This is a genomic window from Mesorhizobium subarcticum (assembly GCF_055456085.1).
Map to the genome: position 1 here is coordinate 4,560,917 of NZ_CM144237.1, position 22,648 is coordinate 4,583,564.

Below are 22,648 nucleotides of genomic sequence, written 5' to 3' on the forward strand. Positions count from 1 at the left end.
TGCTCACGGCTTTTGTTCGGGGAAGTTGGTCCATTGCCGGCTTTTGCCTTGGTGGCGGCGAAAAGCAGGATGGCCATATCGTCGCAATCAGCGGTATCCTTTTGAAATTACCATCAAAAATGACACCGGAAAAGTGCTGGGAATATTGGAGTTTCGGCCGTGCATCCTATATAAGCGGTCAGTGATTCCTGATTAGATTGTGATCCAATTTGACCGACCAAAAAACACCGCGCGGCGCCGACGGCGGTCCCACCGGGATCGAGCCCATCTCCATCATCGAGGAGATGCAGAACTCCTATCTCTCTTACGCCATGAGCGTGATCGTCAGCCGTGCGCTACCCGATGTGCGCGACGGCCTGAAGCCGGTGCATCGCCGCATTCTCTACGCGGCGCATGAGAGCGGCTACCACTGGAACCGCAAATATGTGAAGTCGGCGCGCCCTGTTGCCGACGTGATGGGTAAATACCATCCGCACGGCGATGCCTCGATCTATGACGCTTTGGTGCGTATGGCTCAGGATTGGTCGCTGCGCGTGCCGCTGATCGACGGGCAGGGCAATTTCGGTTCGATCGACGGCGATCCGCCGGCGGCGATGCGCTACACCGAATCGCGGCTGACCAAGGTCGCGCATGAGCTTCTGGAGGATATCGACAAGGACACCGTCGATTTCCAGGACACTTATGATGCCTCGGACACCGAACCCAAGGTTCTGCCGGCGCGCTTTCCCAACCTGTTGGTCAACGGCTCCGGCGGCATCGCCGTCGGCATGGCCACCAACATCCCGCCGCACAATCTGGGCGAAGTCTGTAATGGCGCCATCGCTGTCATCGACAATCCGGCGATCGACCTGCCGGCGCTGATGGAGATCATTCCGGGGCCTGATTTCCCGACCGGCGGCATCGTGCTTGGCCGTTCCGGCATCTACAGTGCCTATTCGACCGGCCGCGGCTCTATCGTCATGCGCGGCAAGGTCAACATCGAGGCGCGCGGCAATGACCGCGAGTTGATCATCATCACCGAAGTTCCCTATCAGGTGAACAAGTCGTCGATGATCGAGAAGATGGCTGAGCTGGTGCGCGACAAGCGCATCGAGGGCATTTCCGACATTCGCGACGAGAGTGACCGCCAGGGCTATCGCGTCGTCATCGAGCTGAAGCGAGATGCGGTTGCCGACGTCATCCTCAACCAGCTTTACCGTTTCACGCCGCTGCAGACCTCCTTCGGCGCCAATATGGTGGCGCTGAACGGCGGCAAGCCGGAAGTGATGAACCTGACCGACATGCTGAAGGCTTTTGTGTCCTTCCGCGAGGAGGTCATCACAAGGCGGACGAAATTCCTGCTGCGCAAGGCGCGCGACCGCGCCCATGTGCTGGTGGGCCTCGCCATCGCCGTCGCCAATATCGACGAGGTCATCAAGCTGATCCGCACCGCGCCCGATCCGCAGACGGCGCGCGAACAGTTGATGGAGCGGCGCTGGCCGTCCGGCGATGTCGAATCGCTGATCCTTCTGATCGACGATCCGCGCCACCGCATCAATGAGGACGGCACCTACAATCTGTCCGAGGAACAGGCGCGCGCCATCCTCGAACTGCGCCTGCAGCGCCTGACCGCGCTCGGCCGTGACGAAATCGCCGACGAGCTGAACACGATCGGCGACGAGATCAAGGACTACCTCGACATCCTGTCGTCGCGCGCGCGCGTCCAGCAGATCGTCAAGGACGAACTCGGCGCCGTGCGCGACGAGTTCGGCACGCCACGCCGCACCGAGCTCACCGACGGCGGTGCGGACATGGAAGACGAAGACCTGATCCAGCGTGAGGACATGGTCGTGACGGTGAGCCATTCCGGCTATATCAAGCGCGTGCCACTGTCGCTCTACCGGGCGCAGCGCCGTGGCGGCAAGGGCCGCTCCGGCATGTCGACCAAGGAAGAGGATTTCGTCACCCGGCTGTTCGTGGCCAATACCCACACGCCGGTGCTGTTCTTCTCCTCACGCGGCATCGTCTACAAGGAAAAGGTCTGGCGGCTGCCGATCGGCAATCCGCAGTCACGTGGCAAGGCGCTGATCAACATGCTGCCGCTGGAGCAGGGCGAGCGCATCACCACCATCATGCCGCTGCCCGAGGACGAGACCAGTTGGGGCGAACTCGACGTGATGTTCGCCACCACGCGCGGCACCGTACGCCGCAACAAGCTGTCCGACTTCGTCCAGGTCAACCGCAATGGCAAGATCGCCATGAAGCTGGAGGAGGAGGGCGACGAGATTCTCGGCGTCGAAACCTGCACCGACAATGACGATGTGCTTTTGACCGCCAGCTCCGGCCAGTGCATCCGCTTCTCGGTCGGCGACGTGCGCGTCTTCCAGAGCCGCAATTCTGTCGGCGTGCGCGGCATCACCATGGCCGAGACCGATCGCATCATCTCTATGTCGGTGATCGAGCATGTCGACGCGCCGCCGGCCGAACGTGCCGCCTATCTCAAGCGGGCTGCGACCGAACGGCGGAATGCCGCCGGTATCGCGGCCGGCGAAGAGGAAGAGATCGCGCTGACCAATGAAGAGGTCGGCGAGGAGACAGAGCTTTCCGACGAACGCTACGAGTTCCTTAAGGCACATGAGCAGTACGTGCTGACGGTGACCGAATATGGCTACGGCAAGCGCTCTTCGTCCTATGATTTCCGCCTGACCGGCCGCGGCGGCAAGGGTATCCGAGCCACCGACGTGTCGAAGACGGCCGAAATCGGCAGGCTGGTGGCGACTTTCCCGGTCGGCAATGATGACCAGATCATGCTGGTGTCGGACGGCGGCACTGTCATCCGGGTTCCGGTCAACGGCATCCGTTTTGCCAGCCGCGCCACAAAGGGCGTGACCATCTTCAACACGGCTGAAGGTGAGAAGGTTGTGTCGGTCGAGCGGATTTCGGAGCCGCAGGCGGACGAGGAAAGCGACGAGGCCGTCGAGGGTGGCATCGAGCCTGGTCTGGAGACCGATACCGGTCCGGATAGCGCTGAGTAAATTCTGGGGACCGGCGTTCTACATAGCAACGCCGGCCCATTGGCCGGCGCGGCAGCAAGTTTCAGACTGGTTTAGTAGTGACTATACGGCTTGCGCGGGCCGAAGCCTTCGAAGCGCTTGGTGGTTGCCTTGACGCGGACGCGTTGTGCCTCCTGATGCAGCCCAAATACGGTGGCGATCAGCATGGCGACGGTCATTGCGGTGGCGAGCATGTAGATCAGCATTTGCGTGTTCTCCTGCGCCTTACAACGGATAAATGGGATTTTGGTTTCATCTTATTAAGGTGCAATCTAGTGAACGCTGCGTGAAGGCTTCGTGATCAGCGTGTTCATCTGTCGTTCATGCGCCGGAAAAGGTTCACGGCCGTTGCGCCAATCGGATTTGCCTTTGCGAGAGAGGCTCGCTAGAGCCTGTTCCATCTGGTGGACTGAAGATGGAACAGGCTCTAGCTTTCATTTGAGCATGATCTCCAGGACAAGCGAAAAACCGTTTGTCCGCAAAAACCGGTTTCCACTTTTTGGGATCATGCATTAGAAGCACCTGCCATGACTGAACGCACCGCCCTTTATGCCGGCTCCTTCGACCCGCTGACCAACGGCCATCTCGACGTGCTGAAGGCATCGTTGGCGGTTGCCGATGTCGTTTATGCCGCCATCGGCATTCATCCGGGCAAGAAGCCGCTGTTCTCCTTCGAGGAGCGGGTGCAACTCATCGAAGCCGCCACAAAAGCCGAATTCGGCAGGGATGGCGCCCGCATCAGGGTGGTCGCCTTTGACGGGCTGGTCATTGATGCCGCCAGGAGAGAGGGTGCCTCGATCATGATCCGCGGCCTGCGCGATGGCACCGATCTCGATTACGAAATGCAGATGGCCGGCATGAACGAAACCATGGCGCCCGAGCTGCAGACGGTTTTTCTGCCCGCCAGCCCGTCGGTACGCACCATTACCGCCACACTTGTGCGCCAGATAGCCTCGATGGGAGGCGACATCCGCCCCTTCGTGCCGGCCGCTGTTGCCGGCGCGCTCACCGCCAAATTCGCGAAATAAGTCCGGAGAAAAATCCTCATGCAGCTGAAAAAGCTTGCCTCGTTCCTCGTTGTGCTTGCCGGTGTCGTGACCGCATCGGTCTCGGCCTACGCCGCCGACCCGGAAAACACGATGATCATCACGCTGAAAGATGGCGACGTCACCATCGCGTTGCGGCCTGATCTCGCGCCCAAGCATGTCGCACAGATCAAGAAGCTCGTGCGTGACCATGCCTATGACAATGTCGCTTTCCACCGCGTCATCGACGGCTTCATGGCGCAGACCGGCGACGTCAAGTTCGGCAACATGAAAAAGGGCTTTAATGCCCAGGCCGTCGGCACTGGTGGTTCCGACCTGCCCGACCTGCCGGCTGAATTCTCGCAGACCGAGCACTACAAGCGTGGCGTGGTCGGCATGGCCCGCTCGCAGGATCCGAACTCCGCCAATTCGCAGTTCTTCATCATGTTCGCGCCGGCGCCGCCGCTCGATGGCCAGTACACCATCGTTGGCAATGTCGTCAGCGGCATGGAACTGGTGGACAAGATCAAGAAGGGTGACGAGGCCGACAACGGTACGGTCTCCGACCCCGACCGGATGATCAAGGTGCGCATCGCCGCAGACAAGTAAATTGGTCAAATAATTCTGTTTTTGAGAAAAAAGGATATCCGACATGGCTGAGATCAAGGACCGCGAGAACGCGCTCATCCTGGAAACGACCAAGGGCAAGGTCGTCATCGAACTTTTCCCCGACCTGGCTCCCGGCCATGTCGCCCGCATCAAGGAACTGGCCAGGGAAGGCGCCTATGACGGCGTGGTCTTCCACCGCGTCATCGACGGCTTCATGGCGCAGACCGGCGACGTCAAGTTCGGTAATTCGAGCAAGCCCACCTTTGCTCCATCCCGCGCGGGCATGGGCGGTTCGGAGAAGCCGGACCTGAAAGCCGAGTTCTCCAACGCCAACCATGGCCGTGGCACCTGCTCGATGGCCCGTTCACAGAACCCGAACTCGGCCAATTCGCAGTTCTTCATCTGCTTCGACGATGCAGCCTTCCTCAACCGCCAGTACACGGTCTGGGGCCAGGTCATCGAAGGCATGGACAATGTCGACAAGATCAAGCGCGGCGAGCCGGTGGTCGATCCCGACAAGATCGTGTCGCTGAAGGTCGCGGCCGACGTCAAGTAAGGTAGAACGACAATGATGGGCGTCGTCTGGTCGCTTCTCGGCATCCTGTCCGGCGCCTTCATTGCCATTCAGGCCCCGATCAATTCGCAGCTGGCGCGCGGCCTGGGTCTCCCGGTCGCGGCGGCTGCGTTTTCGTTCCTTTCGGGTGCAGTCGTGCTCGGCATCATCTCCGTCACGGTGGTGAAGCTGCAAGGCATCACGCTCGACTGGAAGGCGCCAGCGCCCTGGCTGTTCGTCGCCGGCGGCATGCTCGGCGGCTTCTATGTCACGCTCTCCACAATCCTGACGCCGCGCATCGGCGCCGCCGCGCTGATGGCGTTCCTGGTGGCCGGCCAGCTGCTGGCAGGCATGCTCATCGACCGTATCGGCTTCCTCGGCGTCGCGGTACGGGAAATCTCGCTCGGCCGCATTGCCGGTGCGGTGCTGCTCTTGGCCGGAGCGCTGCTCGTCCGGCTCTACTGATGCGAGTTCGACCTCTTCGACTTCGATCTGCCGGAGGAGCGCATCGCGCTTCGCCCGGCGGAGCCGCGCGACAGCGCCAAGCTGCTGGTGGTAAAACCGGGCGAGGCACTCGATGACCGGACAGTTGGCGACCTGCCGTCCATGCTCAGAGCCGGCGATGTGCTGGTGTTCAACGACACCAAGGTCATTCCGGCCCAGCTCAAAGGCATAAGGCGGCGCGGGGAAGCCACGGCGCAGGTCGAAGCAACGCTGCATATGCGGATGGCGCCGGACCGCTGGCTGGCCTTCATGCGACCGGGCAAGCGCATTGCCACCGGCGATCGCATCCATTTCGGCCATGACGGCAATTCCTGTTTCCTCGGCCAGCTCGACGCCACGGTGATCGAGAAGGGCGAGGGCGGCGAGGCGCTGCTCGGCTTCGACTTGTCGGGGCCGTTCCTCGACGAGGCGCTGCACGCCGTCGGGCATATTCCGCTGCCGCCCTATATCGCCTCAAAGCGCGATGATGATGAGCGCGACCGGGCCGACTACCAGACCATTTATGCCCGGGAGGAGGGTGCGGTTGCCGCGCCCACGGCAGGTCTGCATTTCACGCCGGAGCTGTTTGCGGCACTCGACGCCAGGGGGGTCGAGCGCCACTTCGTCACCTTGCATGTCGGCGCCGGCACGTTCCTGCCGGTGAAGGCTGACGACACCGCCAACCACAAGATGCATGCCGAAATCGGTTCGGTCAGCTCGGCGACCGCCGATGCGCTGAACGCCGCCAAAGCGAGGGGCGGGCGCATGATCGCTGTCGGCACGACCTCTCTGCGGCTGCTGGAGAGTGCGGCGCGTGAAGACGGCACGCTGCCGGCCTGGTCGGGACCGACCAACATCTTCATCACGCCAGGCTACCGCTTTCGCACCGCAGACATGCTGATGACCAATTTCCATCTGCCGCGTTCGACGCTGTTCATGCTGGTTTCGGCCTTCAGCGGCCTCGACACGATGCGTGCGGCCTATGCGCATGCCATCGACAACCGGTACAGGTTTTACTCCTATGGAGACGCAAGCCTGCTTTTTCGAGCGGAGATGAGCGATGGACGATGATCTTCAGACCCTTGATCGCAAGGCCCTGATCGCCGAGGTGAAAAAACTGCGCGCTGGTATTCGTGCGCATCGCGACACATCGGGCCATGATCTCTGCTGGCATCACCCAGACCTCTGGGATCTGCTGCCGGAAAAGACCGAGCCGTCGATCGCTGTGCCGCCCTGGCCCAAATTCATGCGTGGCTGCGTGCAATATCGCCAATCGCTCGACAGGCAGGCGCCGGATGCGCCGGTCCATGACAAGGAATTCAATGGCTAAGCCGTTCAGCTTCAAGGTTCTGGCCAAAGACGGCAAGGCGCGGCGCGGTTTGATCGACATGCCGCGTGGCGAGATCCGCACGCCTGCCTTCATGCCGGTCGGCACTGGCGGCACCGTCAAGGCGATGTATATGGACCAGGTGCGCGGTGTCGGCGCCGACATCATCCTGGGCAACACATATCATCTGATGCTGCGGCCGGGCGCCGAGCGTGTGGCGCGGCTTGGCGGCTTGCATGAGTTCGCCCGCTGGCCGCATCCGATCCTGACCGACAGCGGCGGATTTCAGGTGATGTCGCTGTCGAAGCTACGGAAATTGACCGAAAAGGGCGTCACCTTCCGCTCGCATATCGATGGTGCCGCCTACGAAATGTCGCCGGAGCGTTCGATCGAGATCCAGGGCCTGCTCGATTCCGACATCCAGATGCAGCTCGACGAGTGCACGGCGCTGCCGGCCGAATTCAAAGAGATCGAGCGGGCGATGGAGCTGTCGCTGCGCTGGGCCGAACGCTGCAAGACGGCGTTCGGCGACCAACCGGGCAAGGCGATGTTCGGCATCGTGCAAGGTGGCGACAATGCAGATTTGAGGGTGCGCTCGGCGCAGGCGCTGAGCGCGATGGAACTGAAGGGCTATGCTGTCGGCGGGCTGGCCGTCGGCGAGCCGCAAGCGGTCATGCTCGAGATGCTCGAGATCACCTGTCCGGAACTGCCTGATGACAAGCCGCGCTATCTCATGGGCGTCGGCACGCCCGACGATATCCTGAAATCCGTGGCGCGCGGCATCGATATGTTCGATTGCGTGATGCCGACGCGGGCCGGCCGCCACGGCCTTGCCTACACAAGGCGCGGCAAGGTCAATCTGCGCAACGCCCGCCATGCCGACGACCCGCGTCCCCTTGATGAGGAAAGCGACTGCCCGGCGGCGCGCGATTATTCGCGCGCCTATCTGCACCATCTGGTGCGCTCGCAAGAGGCGCTCGGAGCGATGCTGCTGACCTGGAACAATCTTTCATATTATCAAAGGCTTATGCAGGACATCCGCGCTGCAATCGAAACCCAAACCTTCGAGGCGCGTGGGGCTGAGATCACGGAAGGCTGGGCGAGGGGCGATGTCCCCGTCCTGTAAACATCAGGTGCTCAGCGAGTTGGACGCCCGCAAGCTGCAGCCGGTGATCTGGAACGTGCCGTCTGGCTGCTGCTGCAGCGTGTAGACCGCCTCGTAATCCTTGCCGTCGGGGCCGACGATCAGCACTTGCTGGACAATCGAACCCGGGCCTGTCTGCTCGACCTTGCCGAAAGAATAGGACTGGGGCTTGCGCACTGGCGGGTAACCATTGGTCACCATGTTCATGAAAGCGTCGACGGTCGGGAAGATCTGCTTCACATTGGGAGCGGCGAAGCTGTAGGCCCGGGCGCCGTCATTGGCGATGAGGGCCTTCAACTGACCGTCGATGACAGCCTGGCCAGCCTTGACCTCGGCATCGCCGGCGAACGCCGATGAAGCCAGCATGATCGAAACGAACGCGAATGCGAAAAGGGGGCGGCGCATGGCCTGTCTCCGTTGTCCCTCGAAAGATGCCTCCGGAAAGCTGTTCCAGGCGACAACCTAACATACGCGCAACAGCGCTCCACGGTTTCAGCGACTGCCAATATTCGTCTCGCCGTGGTGGATTTCGTATGCTTAAGCTTCCTTTAAGGCAGCGCGCTCATCGTGTGCCGGGGGAGAGAGGGTGCAAAACCCATGGGACGAATGATTTTCACGCGGTCGGTTGATCGACGCTTCTTGCTGAAAGCTGCCGGCAGCCTTGTTGCCCTGGCACCGCTGCCGGCCTGGGCGAAGATGTCTCCGACGGTCACCGAAGTGGCCTTCGATCCGGCGATACCGGCGCTCGGCAATCCCTCAGGCGATGTCACCATTGCCGAATTCGTCGACTACCAGTGCCCGGTGTGCAAGCTCGTCTTTGTTGAACTGAAGAAGCTGATGGCCGGGGATAGTGGTATCCGGCTGGTGATGAAGGACTGGCCAATCTTCGGTGACGTCTCGCGCGACGCGGCACGGATGGCACTGTCGGCCGGCCCACATTATGCCGCCGCGGTGGATGCGCTGATGGCCAATGAACGTGGGCTTTCCGAGCATCGCACCGATGATATTCTTGGCGCGATCGGTGTCGATGTCGCCGGTGCCCGCGCCGGCCTTGCCACCCGCCAGCCGGAGATCGACGCACTGCTGTCGCGCAACGATGCCCAGGCCGCAGCCTTCAAGCTGCAGGGCACACCGGCCCTGGTGATTGGCGGCCGGCTGTTCAAGCGCGGCATGCCGGTTGCGGAGCTGCGTGAGGCCGTGGCCAAGGCCCGCGCCGGCTAAGTGCGGATTCCAACGCTTGAAAGCCCGCCTCCAGTCTGCCAGAAGGGCCGCTTGGACTTGGACGTTTAGCGGGACGAAGCCATGAAGGCGTTTTTCGTGCAGATCAAATGCGAGCTGGGCAAATCCTATGAGGTCGCCAGCGCGCTTGCCGATGCCGAGATCGCCTCGGAAATCTATTCCACCGCCGGCAACTACGACCTGCTCGCGAAATTCTACGTCGATGACGAGGAAGATGTCGGCCACTTCGTCAACGAGAAGGTGCAGATTCTCCCCGGCATCAAGGATACGTTTACGGTCGTCACGTTCCGTGCCTTTTAGCTGCTGAACGCTCCTGCCCAGGCTCGGGGCAAAGCCTGACCAAGGTCATGTTTCTCGTGCCTAAATTTTAGGCAGCCGAAACATACTGATCGCCCGCTTCCCCCAAATCACCGATTGCGCTTGATTTTCTCCGGCGACGCCATTGAAATGGTGTCACAGGGGAGTATGCGATTGGCAGCGTTTGATGAAATGCTTCCGGAAGTCTCCGGATTGAGAAGACCATATTCGGCTTATGACCGCTGGCTGAAGGAGCAGGATCCAGCCAGGCTTACCGAGAAGATGCAGGATGCCGAACGCGTCTTCCGCAAGACCGGCATCACCTTCGCCGTCTATGGCGAGCAGGAAGCATCCGAACGGCTGATCCCGTTCGATATCGTTCCACGCATCATTTCAGGCAATGAGTGGCGGCGCCTGACGCAAGGCATCGAGCAGCGCGTGCAGGCGCTGAATGCCTTCCTCGACGATATCTACCATCGCCAGGAGATTCTGCGCGCCGGCCGCGTCCCCAGGGACCTGATCGCCAAGAACGAGGCTTTCCTGCCTGAGATGATCGGGGTGCGGCCGCCGGCCGGCGTCTACACCCACATCATCGGCGTCGATATCGTGCGCATCTCAGAGGACGAGTTCTATGTCCTGGAGGACAATGCGCGCACGCCGTCCGGTGTCTCCTACATGCTGGAGAACCGCGAAACGATGATGCAGCTGTTCCCCGAGCTGTTCCAGAAGATCAAGGTGCGGCCGGTGGAGAACTACCCGCAGCTGCTGCGCCAGTCGCTGGCGGCGGTTCGTCCGCAGAGCACCAAGGGCGCGCCGACCATCGCCGTGCTGACGCCCGGCAGTTTCAACTCCGCCTATTTCGAACACGCCTTCCTGGCCGACCAGATGGGCGTTCAACTGGTCGAGGGCCAGGATTTGCGCGTCGTCGACGGCCATGTCGCGATGCGCACGACCGAAGGCTACAAGCAGATCGACGTGCTTTACCGCCGCGTCGATGATTCCTACCTCGACCCGCTGACCTTCAGGCCCGATTCGGCTCTTGGCATACCGGGCATCATGGATGTCTACCGCGCCGGCAACATCACCATCGCCAACGCGCCGGGCACTGGCATCGCCGACGACAAGGCGATCTATTCCTACATGCCCGAGATCATCGAGTTCTACACCGGCCGCAAGGCGATCCTCGGCAACATCCCGACTTGGCGCTGCTCGGAGCCGGACAGTCTGAAATATGTGCTCGAGCACATCCACGAACTGGTGATCAAGGAAGTGCATGGTTCCGGCGGCTACGGCATGCTGGTCGGCCCGGCAGCGACCAAGAAGGAATGCGAGGCGTTCGCCAAGAAGCTGGCGGCAAAGCCTTCGAACTATATCGCCCAGCCGACACTGGCGCTGTCGACCTGTCCAATCTTGACGGAAAAGGGCCTGGCGCCGCGCCATGTCGACCTCAGGCCCTATGTGCTGGTCTCCGACCGCATCCAGATCGTGCCGGGCGGACTGACGCGTGTCGCGCTCAAGGAAGGCTCGCTGGTGGTGAACTCGTCGCAGGGCGGCGGCACAAAGGACACATGGGTGCTGGATGATTGATTTTCATTTGAAGGGGTTTGGATGCTTTTAGGCCGGACCGCCAACGGGCTTTACTGGATGAACCGCTATATCGAGCGGGCGGAAAACATGGCGCGGCTGGTCGACGCGGGGCTGCGCATGGCGCTGACCCGCACCCAGAGCGCTTCGGAAGAGTGGAATTCGGTGCTGCTCAGCGCCGGCTCCGATGTCACCTTCAAGCAGAAGCATTCGGAATACACGGCCGCCAACGTGTCCGACTTTTTGCTGCGCGACACATCGAACCCGTCGAGCACGATGTCGTCGATCGAGACGGCCCGCAACAACGCCCGCATGGTGCGCACCGCGCTGACGCGCGAGACATGGGAAAGCATCAACGAAGCCTGGATGTCGTTGAAGCGGATGCTGGCAAAGCCGATCGACGAGCGCGACCTGCCAAGCGTGCTCGACGCGATCAAACGCGAGACGGCCCTGATCCGCGGTTCGTTCTACGGCACCATGCTGCGCAACGAGATTTTTGATTTCTCGCAGCTCGGCACCTATGTCGAGCGCGCTGACAACACCGCGCGCATCCTCGATGTGAAATATTACGTGCTGTTGCCTTCAATTTCCTGGGTTGGTTCGACGCTCGACAACTATCAATGGGAATCGATCCTGCGCTCTGTGTCGGCGCATCGCTCCTACCGCTGGGTTTACGACGCCGACTACAAGCCGACCAACATTGCCGACTATCTCATTCTCAATGTCCGTATGCCGCGCTCGCTGACCTTCTGTTATCGCTTCCTGTCGGAACATCTGAAATTCCTCAGCGACGACTACGGCGAACATCACGCCTGCCACGCTACAGTCGAAAGGACACAGGCGATGCTGAGGGCTGGGTCGATCAAGAACATATTCGACACCGGCCTGCACGAATTCCTGGCCAACTTCATTCAAGACAACACCAAGCTCGGCGACGAGATCGCGCAAGATTACCGGTTCAATTGATATGCGGCTCAAGATCACCCACCGGACCGAATACCGCTACGATGCGCCGGTGCAATATCTGCTGCAGCGGCTGCGGCTGCTTCCAGTCAGTGGATCGACGCAGACCGTCCTGTCCTGGGCGCTGACGATCGAGGGCGCGCGCGAAGAGGTTCGCTTTGTCGACCATTTTGGTAACGATACCAGGCTGTTGAGTGTCGAGGGCGAACGCGACTTCATCACGGTGGAGGCGGCCGGCGAAGTGGTGACGCGCGACACGGCAGGCGTTTCCGGGCCGCATCAAGGCTTCACGCCGCTCTGGCTCTACAGCCATGAAACGCCATTGACCGCGATCGGCGATGGGATTCGCGAACTCGCCGCATCGATCGGCAAGGGAACCGATATTGAACGGCTTCACCGGCTGATGGCTGTCATCGGCGAGCGGGTGATTTACACGCCCGGTACCACCAATGCGACGACACCGGCCGAGCAGGCCTTGGCGCTCAAGACCGGTGTCTGCCAGGACCACACTCATATCTTTGCCGCCGCGGCGCGCTGCATGGGCTTTCCGGCCCGTTACGTCAGCGGCTATCTCATGCTGGATGCCACGGTCGAGCAGGCGGCAAGCCATGCCTGGGCCGAAGCACATGTTGCGGGGCTCGGCTGGGTGGCCTTCGACGCTGCCAACGGCATCTCGCCCGACGAGCGCTATGTGAAGGTGGCCACTGGCCGTGACTATCGCGACGCCACGCCGGTGTCGGGAATTCGACTGGGACAGGCGGAAGAACAGCTTGCGGTCACGGTCACTGTAGAGCAGTAATCCGGCAAGGATTGCCGCCAGAAGAGATTCCATGACTTATTGCGTCGGGCTCAAGATCGATCGCGGGCTCGTGTTCATGTCGGACACGCGCACCAATGCCGGCATGGATTCGATCTCGACCTTCAAGAAGATGCATGTCTGGGAAGAGCCGGGTGAGCGCGTCATCGTCTTGATGTCGGCCGGCAATCTGGCGACGACACAGGCGGTGGTCAGCCTGCTCGAAGAGCGCACGAAAGCCGTGGCGGACCGGCGCGCGACACTGCTTGAAACGCCATCCATGTATCAGACGGTGCGGCTGGTCGGCGACACGGTCAAAGAGGTGATCGCGCATTCGTCGCCCGCCGGCGAGAAGGCCGATTCCTATTTCAACGCCTCCTTCATCCTGGGCGGCCAGATCAAGGGCAGCCCACCACGGCTGTTCATGATCTATCCCGAGGGCAATTTCATCGAATCGACCGACGACACGCCGTTCTTCCAGATTGGCGAGACCAAATACGGCAAGCCGATCATCATTCGTGCCTACGAAAAGACGATGAGCCTCGCCGAGACCGTGAAGCTGCTGCTGGTATCGTTTGATTCGACGCTTAAATCGAACCTGTCGGTCGGCTTGCCGCTTGATCTGCTGTTCCTGGAGAAGGACGCTTTCAAAGTCGGCCTGAAGAAACGCATTGGCCAGGACGACCAGTATTACCGCACGATCTCCGACGGCTGGTCGAACGCGTTGAAGACGGCCTTTGCCAGTCTGCCGGATTTCCCCGGGTAGGGCGGACAATCGGGGTCGCAGTTGCCTCATTGTATTTAACATGTTAATCAAAAATTCAAACGGCTGAACCGATCGGCGCGTCGGGAGGACACATGGACAACGAGCAATTCCGCGATTGGTCAAGGCGCGCCGCCGACTGGGGCGCCGATTACCGCGCCGGCCTTCGCGATCGACCTGTAAGACCTGCCATCACGCCGGGAGACATATTCAAGAGCATCGAAGCTTCTCCGCCGGAGACGGCGGAGCCTATGGACAGGATTTTCGCCGACTTCGAGGAGAAGATCGTGCCGGGGATGACGCATTGGCAGCATCCGCGCTTCTTTGCTTACTTCCCGGCCAACGCGGCGCCCGTCTCGGTGGTGGCCGAGTACCTGGTCTCGGCAATGGCCGCGCAATGCATGCTTTGGCAGACGTCGCCGGCGGCAACAGAACTCGAAACGCGCATCATCGACTGGATGCGTCAGGCGCTCGGCCTGCCCGAAGGTTTTTCCGGGGCGATCCAGGATTCTGCGTCTTCGGCGACACTCAACGCCGTACTGACCATGCGCGAGCGTACACTCGACTGGCAAGGCAACAAAAAGGGACTGGCCGGGCAGGGGCGCTTGCGCATCTACTCCTCGGATCAGGTGCACACCTCGATCGACCGGGCGATCTGGGTTTCGGGCATCGGCGAGGACAATCTGGTGCGCATTCCGGTCTCCGGCCGTTTTCGCGCCATGGATACCGCAGCCCTGGAAGCAGCCATTATTGCTGACCGGAAAGCCGGGCTGCTGCCGGCTGGCATCATTGCTTGCGTTGGCGGCACCAGCACCGGCGGTACAGACGACATTGCGGCGGTCTCTGAAATCGCCAAGCGGTACGGCCTCTACCTCCACGTCGATGCGGCCTGGGCCGGGTCGGCAATGATCTGCCCGGAATACCGGCACTTCTGGACCGGTGTCGAAGGCGCCGATTCGATCGTGTTCAATCCCCATAAATGGCTGGGCGCACAGTTCGACTGCTCGATCCAGTTTTTGCGCGATCCTGAAAGCCATGTCAGGACGCTGGCCATCAAGCCGGACTATCTCAGGACTCACGGCCATGACGGGATCATCAACTATTCTGAATGGTCGGTGCCGCTTGGCCGCCGCTTCCGCGCCTTGAAATTGTGGTTCCTGCTGCGTGCGCACGGACTGGAAAACCTGCGCACCATGATCCGCAACCATGTCGCCTGGAGCGAGGGCCTTGCCGCACGGCTGGCAAGGGAGACGGATTTCGAGATCGTCAGCGAACCGATGCTGTCGCTGTTTTCGTTCAGGCACAAGGCGGCTCCAAGCGCTGGCGCCGACGAGCACAATTTGCGGCTGGTCAATGCGATCAACGACGATGGCCGTATCTACCTGACGCAGACGAGGGTCGATGGCCATGTGGCAATCCGCTTCCAGGTCGGCCAGTTCGAGGCGACGGCGCAAGATGTCGATGCAGCCTTCGATGTGATTTGCGAATGCGCAAGATCACTCGTCGCCTGACAACAAAACATGAGAATGGGATCAAGTGTCACCGCACTGCCTTAGAGGGCCAATGTGAGCGCGAATGGCGAGAAAACAACAGAAAGCCTGACAGGCATTTGGCACGGGCGATATTTTTATCCGCGCAGCCTGGAGCCGGTCTCGTTTGTTGCGACGCTGATCGAGACCGCTACAAGGCTCACAGGTGCAGTCCACGAACCCGCGTCTTCGCTGGATGGTTCGATAGTTTACGCGACTATACTGGGAGATTGCGCAGGGGCCATCGTCACTTTCGTCAAGACATATGACAACGTCAAACGGAACCCGCATCCGGTTGAATATAACGGTGTTCTGAATGGTGATGCCACGGAGATTGAGGGAACGTGGCGGATCAAGGGCTACTGGTCCGGCACGTTCCTGATGATACGGTCGCCTGGCAAGGCAGTCTCCGTTTCCCGAAAAACCGTCGAACAGGTCTGACGCACTCAGTCGGCATTGCACGGCGGTTTGCCTTTGCGATCAGGCGATTTCAATTAGCCGGCTTACACCTTCCCATCGCTTTCGTTTTCCGCTATAGACAAGAAAAACGAAAACGGGGAGGTTCTAAATGTATCTGTCGCCACGTCATGCCGAGATCATCCAGATGGCCAAGGACCATGGCCGCGTGCTGGTTGATGATCTGGCCACGCATTTCAACGTGACGCCGCAGACCATACGCAAGGACCTCAACGATCTCTGCGATCAACGGCTGCTTTCGCGCATCCATGGTGGCGCGTTGTTCCCGTCCGGTATCGAGAACATGGAGTATGAGGCCAGACGCAAGATCGCTGCGGACGAGAAGGAAGCAATCGGGCGCGCGGCGGCCCGGCTTATCCCTGACAATGCCTCGCTGTTCATCAACATCGGCACCACCACGGAGTCGGTCAGCAAGGCGTTGCTCGACCACAATGGCCTCATGGTCATCACCAATAACATCAATGTTGCCAATAGGATGCGGATCTATCCCTCGATCGAGGTGGTGATCGCCGGTGGGGTGGTGCGCGGTTCGGACGGTGGCGTCGTCGGCGAGGCGGCGGTCGATTTCATCAGGCAGTTCAAGGTCGACTACGCCGTGATCGGTGCCTCGGCCATCGACCATGACGGCGCCCTGCTCGATTTCGATTTCCGTGAGGTCAAGGTGGCGCAGGCGATCATTGCCAACGCCAGGCATGTGATTCTGGTTTCCGACCAGACCAAATTCGAACGGACGGCACCGGTGCGCATCGGCCACCTCTCCCAGGTCAACACTTTCATCACCGACCGTTGCGACATCCCGTCCGTGCGCAAGATCTGCCAGGAAGCAGAGGTTCAACTGATCGAGACATCGCTCGCTTAGGCGCCGTCACAGGCCTCTCACGGGTTTGTGACATTTCGTTTGACATTCGTTCTCATTTCGAAATAATTCCGCCACGGTTTCGTAAAAAGCCAAAAATGGTGCAATGCGAAATCGTGGAGGAGTTCAGTGGACACATCTTCAGTCCGGGACATTTTCGTCATAGGGGGCGGAATCAACGGTTGCGGCATCGCCCGTGACGCCGTTGGGCGCGGTTTTTCTGTCTTTCTGGCCGAGATGAACGATCTCGCTAGCGGAACTTCCTCAGGCTCGACCAAGCTCATTCATGGCGGCCTGCGCTATCTCGAATTCTACGAATTCCGCCTGGTGCGCGAAGCGCTGATGGAGCGCGAGGTTTTGTGGAAGAACGCGCCGCACATCATCTGGCCGATGCGCTTTGTGCTGCCCTATGCCAGGGGCCTGCGTCCCGCCTGGCTGATCCGGCTCGGATTGTTTCTCTACGACAATATTGGCGGTCGCAAATTGCTGCCGGCGACCAGGACGCTGGACATGACCAGCGACCCGGCGGGCAAGCCTCTGAAGCCGCTGTTTAAAAAAGCTTTCGAGTATTCGGACGGTTGGGTCAATGACGCGCGGCTGGTCGCGCTTAACGCACGCGATGCCGCAGATCGGGGCGCGACGATCCGGACCCGCACGAAGGTTGTTGGCGCGCGCCGCGAAGGCGGCATCTGGACGATCAAGATCGAGAACCTGCAGAGCGGTGAGACCGAAGAGGTCAAGGCCCGGCTGCTGGTCAATGCCGCCGGACCGTGGGTCGATCATGTACTCTCCGGCGTCGTCGGCCTCAACGATGTGCACAATGTTCGCCTCGTGCAGGGCAGCCATATCGTCATCGCCAAGAAATTCGACGATCCGCGTGCCTATTTCTTTCAGAACAAGGATGGCCGCATCATCTTCGCCATCCCCTACGAGGATGAGTTCACGCTGATCGGTACCACCGACCAGGATTATCCCGGCGATCCGCACGACGTGAAGATCAGCGACACCGAGATCGACTATCTCTGTGCCGCGGCCAGCGAATACTTTGCGCAACCCGTCAAGCGCTCGGACATCGTCTGGACCTATTCGGCCGTGCGCCCGCTCTACGATGACGGCGCCTCCAAGGCACAGGAAGCGACGCGCGACTATGTGCTGAAGGCCGAGGGCGGCGAGGGCGCGGCCCCGATCGTCAATGCTTTCGGCGGCAAGATCACCACCTATCGCCGGCTGTCGGAATCGATGCTGGAAAAGATTGAAGGTTTCCTCGGCAAGCGCGGCAAGCCATGGACTTCCAATGCGCCGCTGCCGGGCGGCGACTTCCCGGCTACCGGTTTCGACGCGCAGGTGGCAAAGCTCAAGGCGGCCTATCCGTTTCTCGACGCGCGGCTCGCCCGCCGACTGACGCGGCTCTATGGGACGCGTGCCCAGGTTCTGCTCGGTCTCGCCAAGTCCAATGCCGATCTTGGCCGGGACTTCGGCGGCCACCTCTATGAGGCAGAGGTGCGCTATCTCATTGAAAACGAATGGGCTGTGACATCTGAAGATGTGCTGTGGCGCCGGACCAAGCGCGGCTTGCATCTCAGCCGCGAGCAGGTCGCGGCGCTTGATGAATTTATGCGCGGCATAAGCCGGCAGCATGTGGCGGCGGCCGAATGAAGAGGGTCTTGAGGTGATGCAGCAAGCCTGGGAGGAGGCGTCATGCTTGAACTGAGGAACGTCACCAAGACAGTTGGTGCGGTCGAGCACATCAGCGACGTGTCACTGACGCTTCAGCACGGCTCGCTCAACGTTCTGCTTGGACCGACACTGTCCGGAAAGACCAGCTTGATGCGGCTCATGGCCGGTCTCGATGTGCCGACCTCCGGCTCGGTCTGGTTCGACGGCCAGGATGTCACCGGCATGCCGGTGCAGAAGCGCAAGATCGCGATGGTCTACCAGCAGTTCATCAATTATCCGGCGATGACCGTTTATGAAAACATAGCCTCGCCGCTGAGGGTAGCCGGCGTCGAGCAGGCCAGGATCGACAGCCAGGTGCGCGAGGCCGCGGCACTGCTCAAGCTGACGCCCTATCTTGACCGCACGCCGCTCAGCCTGTCGGGCGGCCAGCAGCAGCGCACCGCGCTTGCCCGCGCCATCGTCAAGAATGCCAGCCTGGTGCTGCTCGACGAACCGCTGGCCAATCTCGACTACAAATTGCGCGAGGAGTTGCGTGCCGAACTGCCGAGGATCTTTGCCGCCGCCGGCACCATTTTCGTCTACGCCACCACCGAACCGCACGAGGCGCTGCTGCTCGGCGGCAACACGGCAACGCTGTCGGAAGGCCGCATCACCCAGTTCGGGCCGACCATCGACGTGTTCCGCAAGCCGATCGATCTGGTGACGGCGAGAACCTTCGCCGATCCTCCGTTGAACACCATCGTGCTAGCCAAGAAGGGGCCTGACTTCCTGCTTGAGGGCGGGGTCAAGCTGCCGGTGCCCGCGGAACTCGTCGGCATAGCCGACGGTAACTATACGGTCGGCTTCCAGCCGCACCATCTCTCGCTCGAACGGCCCAATGCCTCCGCCGTGCCGGTGCGGGCCAAGGTCACGATCACCGAGATCACGGGGTCGGAGAGTTTCATCCATCTCGACTTCGCCGACGTCCGCTGGGTCATGCTGACCCATGGCATCCGCGATTTCGAGACCGACGAGGTGATCGAGGTGTTCATCGATCCGCGTCACATCATGGTCTTCGACGGGCAAGGCCGCGCCGTCAGCGCGCCGAAGTTAGCGGCATAGGGAGCAAGCCATGGCGCGCATCGACGTCAATCATGTCAGGCATTCCTATCTGCCGAACCCGCAGAAGGATGCGGATTTCGCGCTCAGGGAAGTGCATCACACTTTCGAGGATGGCGGCGCCTATGCGCTGCTCGGGCCGTCTGGCTGCGGCAAGACCACGCTGCTCAACATCATTTCCGGCCTGCTGCACCCCTCGCACGGCCAGCTGCTGTTCAACGGCAGGGACGTGACCAATCTGTCGACGCAGGAACGCAACATCGCGCAGGTGTTCCAGTTCCCGGTCATCTATGACACCATGACCGTCTACGACAATCTGGCCTTCCCGCTGCGCAATCGCGGCGTGCCGGAGGCCGACGTCGATCGCAAGGTGCGCGAGACGCTGGAGATGATCGACCTGGCGTCCTGGGCCAGGAAGAAGGCGAGGGGCCTGACCGCCGACCAGAAGCAGAAGATCTCGCTCGGTCGCGGCCTGGTGCGCTCCGACGTCAACGCCATCCTCTTCGACGAGCCGCTGACCGTCATCGACCCGCATATGAAGTGGGTGCTGCGTTCGCAATTGAAGCAGCTCCACCGTCGCTTCGGCTACACCATGGTCTATGTCACGCACGACCAGACCGAAGCGCTGACCTTCGCCGACCAGGTTGTGGTGATGTATGATGGCGGCATTGTCCAGATCGGCACGCCGGCGGAACTGTTCGAGCGGCCGCGCCACACCTTTGTCGGTTATTTCATCGGTTCGCCAGGCATGAACGTCATGCCGGTGGCGATCGAGGGCAAGACGGCAACGCTCGGCTCGCAGCGGATCGAGTTGCCGGGCGCTCCGAAGACGGCCAACGGCGCTGTCGAGCTCGGCATCCGCCCCGAATATATCAGGCTCGGCCGCGAGGGCATGGCCGTTTCAATCAGCAAGGTCGAGGATGTCGGCCGCCACAAGGTGGTGCGCGCCAAATTGGAAGGCCGCGACATCGCGGCCGTCATCGGCGAGGACGAGACCGTCCCCGCTGAGCCGAAGGTACGCTTCGATCCGGCGGGCATCAACATCTATGCCGATTCCTGGCGTGTCGAGATGGGGGCATAGATGGACAAGACCTGGAACAACAAGGCCTGGTTCCTCGTGCTGCCGGTGCTGGTGCTGGTTGCCTTCACCGCCGTCATCCCGCTGATGACGGTCGTCAACTATTCGGTGCAGGACACGTTCGGCAACAATGTCTTCACCTGGGCCGGCACCGAATGGTTCGAGGAGTTGCTGTCGTCCAGCCGCTTCTGGGAAGCGATGGTCCGCAACCTGACCTTCTCCTTCATCATCCTGGCGATCGAAGTGCCACTTGGCATCTTCATCGCGCTCAATATGCCGAAAAAAGGCTGGGGCGTGCCGGTTTGCCTCGTCCTGATGTCGCTGCCGCTGCTGATCCCGTGGAACGTCGTCGGCACGATCTGGCAGGTGTTCGGCCGCAACGACATCGGGCTCTTGGGGTACTACCTCAACGCGATCGGTATCGACTACAACTATGTGCAGGACCCGTTCGACGCCTGGGTGACGATCATCGTCATGGACGTCTGGCACTGGACCAGCCTCGTCGTGCTGCTCTGCTATGCCGGCCTGGTTTCGATCCCGGATGCCTTCTACCAAGCGGCCAAGATCGACGGTGCCTCGCGCTGGGCGGTGTTCCGCTACATCCAGCTGCCGAAGATGCAGCGCGTGCTTCTGATCGCCGTGCTGCTGCGCTTCATGAACTCATTCATGATCTACACCGAACCCTTCGTCGTCACCGGTGGTGGCCCTGGTAACTCGACGACGTTCCTGTCCATCGACCTGGTCAAGACCGCCCTCGGCCAGTTCGACCTCGGTCCGGCGGCGGCGATGTCGCTGGTCTACTTCCTCATCATCCTGTTGTTGTCATGGGTGTTCTACACCGTGATGACCAATTACGACGCGGAGCGCTGAAATGGCCGGCGCCAATGAACGAACCGAGCGCAATGCGATGAACGGGACCGCCTCGGAAGGTCTCGCCAGTACGTTGTCGCAAAGCGATCTCGACAGACGGATGCGCCGGCGGGGCGAGGAATCTCGCTGGTGGTGGATCGTACCGACGCTCTACATCATCGTGCTTTTGCTGCCGATCTACTGGCTCATCAACATGAGCTTCAAGACCAATGCGGAGATCGTCAACTCGCTGACGCTCTACCCGCATCAGCCTACGATCGCCAACTATGTCACCATCTTCACCGAGAAGGTCTGGTATTCCGGCTACATCAATTCGATCACCTATGTGGTCATGAACATGGTGATTTCGGTGTCCGTGGCGCTGCCGGCGGCTTACGCCTTCTCGCGCTACCGCTTCCTTGGTGACAAGCATCTGTTCTTCTGGCTTTTGACCAACCGCATGGCGCCGCCAGCGGTGTTCGCGCTGCCGTTCTTCCAGCTCTACTCGGCCTTCGGCCTGATCGACACGCACATTGCGGTGGCGCTCGCCCACTGCCTGTTCAACGTGCCGCTGGCAGTGTGGATCCTCGAAGGCTTCATGTCGGGCGTGCCGAAGGAGATCGACGAGACCGCCTATATCGACGGCTATTCGTTCCCGCGCTTCTTCCTGAAAATCTTCATGCCGCTGATCGCCAGCGGCATCGGCGTCGCCTGCTTCTTCTGCTTCATGTTTTCATGGGTGGAACTGCTGATCGCCCGTACGCTGACCACGACCGATGCCAAGCCGATCGCCGCAACCATGACCCGCACTGTCTCGGCCTCCGGCATGGATTGGGGACTGCTGGCCGCCGCAGGGGTGCTGACGCTGATCCCAGGCGCGCTCGTGATCTGGTTCGTGCGCAACTACATCGCCAAGGGCTTCGCCCTAGGGAGGGTGTGATCATGAACTTCGACTTCTCCTGGATGGCATGGACCTGGCCGACGGCCGCTTTTTTTGCCGTCATCGCCCTGCTGCTGGTCGGCATGGGTGCTTGGGAATACGCCTCGCCGGGCGGCAATCCGCGCGTTGGCGTGCTGCGCTTCGAGACGACGCGCGGCGACCGCCTGTTCCTTTCGCTGCTCGGCAGCGCCTTTATCCATCTCGCTTGGCTGGGTCTTGTCGGACCGAGCCTCTGGTGGGCTCTCGCTCTCTCCGTGGTCTACGCCATCGGCGTGTTCCGCTACGTATAGAGGGGGAAACTGTTGGAGCGGCAGCGTGCCGGCCGCCGC

General features: G+C 61.0%; 24 protein-coding genes and 1 pseudogene. 23 read left to right on the top strand and 2 right to left on the bottom strand.

Features of this window, described 5'->3' with window-relative positions; genetic code table 11:
* Window positions 1-209: 209 nt before the first annotated feature.
* The gene (gene gyrA, locus ACZYHG_RS22145; protein WP_464610386.1) at window positions 210-3,014 is read left to right on the top strand and encodes a DNA gyrase subunit A; all 2,805 of its coding nucleotides are present in this window, start codon (window positions 210-212) and stop codon (window positions 3,012-3,014) included.
* 71 nt (window positions 3,015-3,085) lie between these two features.
* Here gyrA and ACZYHG_RS22150 read toward each other — a convergent pair whose 3' ends face one another.
* On the bottom strand, window positions 3,086-3,238 hold the full coding sequence (locus tag ACZYHG_RS22150) for a hypothetical protein (RefSeq protein ID WP_080680719.1): 153 nt from the start codon (window positions 3,236-3,238) through the stop codon (window positions 3,086-3,088).
* A gap of 321 nt (window positions 3,239-3,559) precedes the next feature.
* Between ACZYHG_RS22150 and coaD the strand changes: the two genes are divergently transcribed.
* From coaD to tgt, 7 genes and pseudogenes are all read left to right on the top strand, one after another.
* Complete coding sequence (gene coaD, locus ACZYHG_RS22155) at window positions 3,560-4,060, top strand: pantetheine-phosphate adenylyltransferase (protein WP_464610387.1); 501 nt, start codon at window positions 3,560-3,562, stop codon at window positions 4,058-4,060.
* 111 nt (window positions 4,061-4,171) lie between these two features.
* Window positions 4,172-4,666, top strand: a complete 495-nt coding sequence (locus ACZYHG_RS22160) for a peptidylprolyl isomerase (protein ID WP_244277616.1) — start codon at window positions 4,172-4,174, stop codon at window positions 4,664-4,666.
* 43 nt (window positions 4,667-4,709) lie between these two features.
* Window positions 4,710-5,222 carry a peptidylprolyl isomerase gene (locus ACZYHG_RS22165; RefSeq protein WP_027029099.1) on the top strand — a complete coding sequence of 171 codons (513 nt, stop codon included), beginning with the start codon at window positions 4,710-4,712 and terminating at the stop codon, window positions 5,220-5,222.
* Window positions 5,223-5,234: 12 nt separating this feature from the next.
* A complete protein-coding gene (locus ACZYHG_RS22170; protein WP_464610388.1) occupies window positions 5,235-5,684 on the top strand; it encodes a DMT family transporter in 450 nt (149 codons plus the stop codon).
* Window positions 5,685-5,693: 9 nt separating this feature from the next.
* Window positions 5,694-6,773 (top strand): annotated as a pseudogene (gene queA / locus ACZYHG_RS22175) (tRNA preQ1(34) S-adenosylmethionine ribosyltransferase-isomerase QueA); the annotation flags it as partial.
* Complete coding sequence (locus ACZYHG_RS22180) at window positions 6,763-7,032, top strand: hypothetical protein (RefSeq protein WP_464610389.1); 270 nt, start codon at window positions 6,763-6,765, stop codon at window positions 7,030-7,032. The pseudogene queA and the gene ACZYHG_RS22180, both read left to right, overlap by 11 nt.
* Window positions 7,025-8,155 carry a tRNA guanosine(34) transglycosylase Tgt gene (tgt, locus tag ACZYHG_RS22185; RefSeq protein WP_464610390.1) on the top strand — a complete coding sequence of 377 codons (1,131 nt, stop codon included), beginning with the start codon at window positions 7,025-7,027 and terminating at the stop codon, window positions 8,153-8,155. The genes ACZYHG_RS22180 and tgt overlap by 8 nt, the downstream gene beginning before the upstream one ends.
* Before the next feature lie 3 nt (window positions 8,156-8,158).
* On the opposite strand, the gene ACZYHG_RS22190 is transcribed toward tgt, so the two are convergent.
* Window positions 8,159-8,578, bottom strand: a complete 420-nt coding sequence (locus ACZYHG_RS22190) for a DUF4864 domain-containing protein (protein ID WP_464610391.1) — start codon at window positions 8,576-8,578, stop codon at window positions 8,159-8,161.
* A gap of 234 nt (window positions 8,579-8,812) precedes the next feature.
* Here ACZYHG_RS22190 and ACZYHG_RS22195 point away from each other — a divergent pair, with 234 nt between their 5' ends.
* The 15 genes from ACZYHG_RS22195 (at window position 8,813) to ACZYHG_RS22265 (ending at window position 22,609) form a co-directional block, all read left to right on the top strand.
* The gene (locus ACZYHG_RS22195; RefSeq protein ID WP_464610392.1) at window positions 8,813-9,394 is read left to right on the top strand and encodes a DsbA family protein; all 582 of its coding nucleotides are present in this window, start codon (window positions 8,813-8,815) and stop codon (window positions 9,392-9,394) included.
* An 81-nt stretch (window positions 9,395-9,475) separates the two neighbouring features.
* The gene (locus ACZYHG_RS22200; RefSeq protein ID WP_010909609.1) at window positions 9,476-9,712 is read left to right on the top strand and encodes an Lrp/AsnC family transcriptional regulator; all 237 of its coding nucleotides are present in this window, start codon (window positions 9,476-9,478) and stop codon (window positions 9,710-9,712) included.
* Between the two features lie 171 nt (window positions 9,713-9,883).
* Entirely contained in the window at window positions 9,884-11,296 is a 1,413-nt protein-coding gene (locus ACZYHG_RS22205) for a circularly permuted type 2 ATP-grasp protein (protein ID WP_464610393.1), read from the top strand.
* 21 nt (window positions 11,297-11,317) lie between these two features.
* Window positions 11,318-12,259: an alpha-E domain-containing protein gene (locus ACZYHG_RS22210; RefSeq protein ID WP_464610394.1), complete on the top strand. Its 942-nt coding sequence runs from the start codon at window positions 11,318-11,320 to the stop codon at window positions 12,257-12,259.
* A gap of 1 nt (window position 12,260) precedes the next feature.
* Window positions 12,261-13,055, top strand: a complete 795-nt coding sequence (locus ACZYHG_RS22215) for a transglutaminase family protein (protein ID WP_464610395.1) — start codon at window positions 12,261-12,263, stop codon at window positions 13,053-13,055.
* A 31-nt stretch (window positions 13,056-13,086) separates the two neighbouring features.
* Window positions 13,087-13,818: a proteasome-type protease gene (locus ACZYHG_RS22220; RefSeq protein ID WP_027029089.1), complete on the top strand. Its 732-nt coding sequence runs from the start codon at window positions 13,087-13,089 to the stop codon at window positions 13,816-13,818.
* A 92-nt stretch (window positions 13,819-13,910) separates the two neighbouring features.
* Window positions 13,911-15,326, top strand: coding sequence for a pyridoxal phosphate-dependent decarboxylase family protein (locus ACZYHG_RS22225; protein ID WP_464610396.1), 1,416 nt, complete (start codon window positions 13,911-13,913; stop codon window positions 15,324-15,326).
* Window positions 15,327-15,380: 54 nt separating this feature from the next.
* Window positions 15,381-15,785, top strand: coding sequence for a hypothetical protein (locus tag ACZYHG_RS22230; RefSeq protein WP_464610397.1), 405 nt, complete (start codon window positions 15,381-15,383; stop codon window positions 15,783-15,785).
* 127 nt (window positions 15,786-15,912) lie between these two features.
* A complete protein-coding gene (locus tag ACZYHG_RS22235) occupies window positions 15,913-16,680 on the top strand; it encodes a DeoR/GlpR family DNA-binding transcription regulator (RefSeq protein WP_027029086.1) in 768 nt (255 codons plus the stop codon).
* A 126-nt stretch (window positions 16,681-16,806) separates the two neighbouring features.
* Entirely contained in the window at window positions 16,807-18,333 is a 1,527-nt protein-coding gene (gene glpD, locus ACZYHG_RS22240; protein ID WP_464610398.1) for a glycerol-3-phosphate dehydrogenase, read from the top strand.
* Between the two features lie 42 nt (window positions 18,334-18,375).
* Complete coding sequence (locus ACZYHG_RS22245) at window positions 18,376-19,455, top strand: ABC transporter ATP-binding protein (RefSeq protein ID WP_464610399.1); 1,080 nt, start codon at window positions 18,376-18,378, stop codon at window positions 19,453-19,455.
* Window positions 19,456-19,465: 10 nt separating this feature from the next.
* Window positions 19,466-20,533: an ABC transporter ATP-binding protein gene (locus ACZYHG_RS22250; protein WP_464610400.1), complete on the top strand. Its 1,068-nt coding sequence runs from the start codon at window positions 19,466-19,468 to the stop codon at window positions 20,531-20,533.
* Entirely contained in the window at window positions 20,534-21,400 is an 867-nt protein-coding gene (locus ACZYHG_RS22255; protein ID WP_464610401.1) for a carbohydrate ABC transporter permease, read from the top strand. It begins immediately after the preceding gene.
* Between the two features lies 1 nt (window position 21,401).
* Entirely contained in the window at window positions 21,402-22,319 is a 918-nt protein-coding gene (locus ACZYHG_RS22260; RefSeq protein ID WP_027029081.1) for a carbohydrate ABC transporter permease, read from the top strand.
* Between the two features lie 2 nt (window positions 22,320-22,321).
* Window positions 22,322-22,609, top strand: coding sequence for a DUF2160 domain-containing protein (locus tag ACZYHG_RS22265; protein ID WP_027029080.1), 288 nt, complete (start codon window positions 22,322-22,324; stop codon window positions 22,607-22,609).
* Window positions 22,610-22,648: the final 39 nt, after the last annotated feature.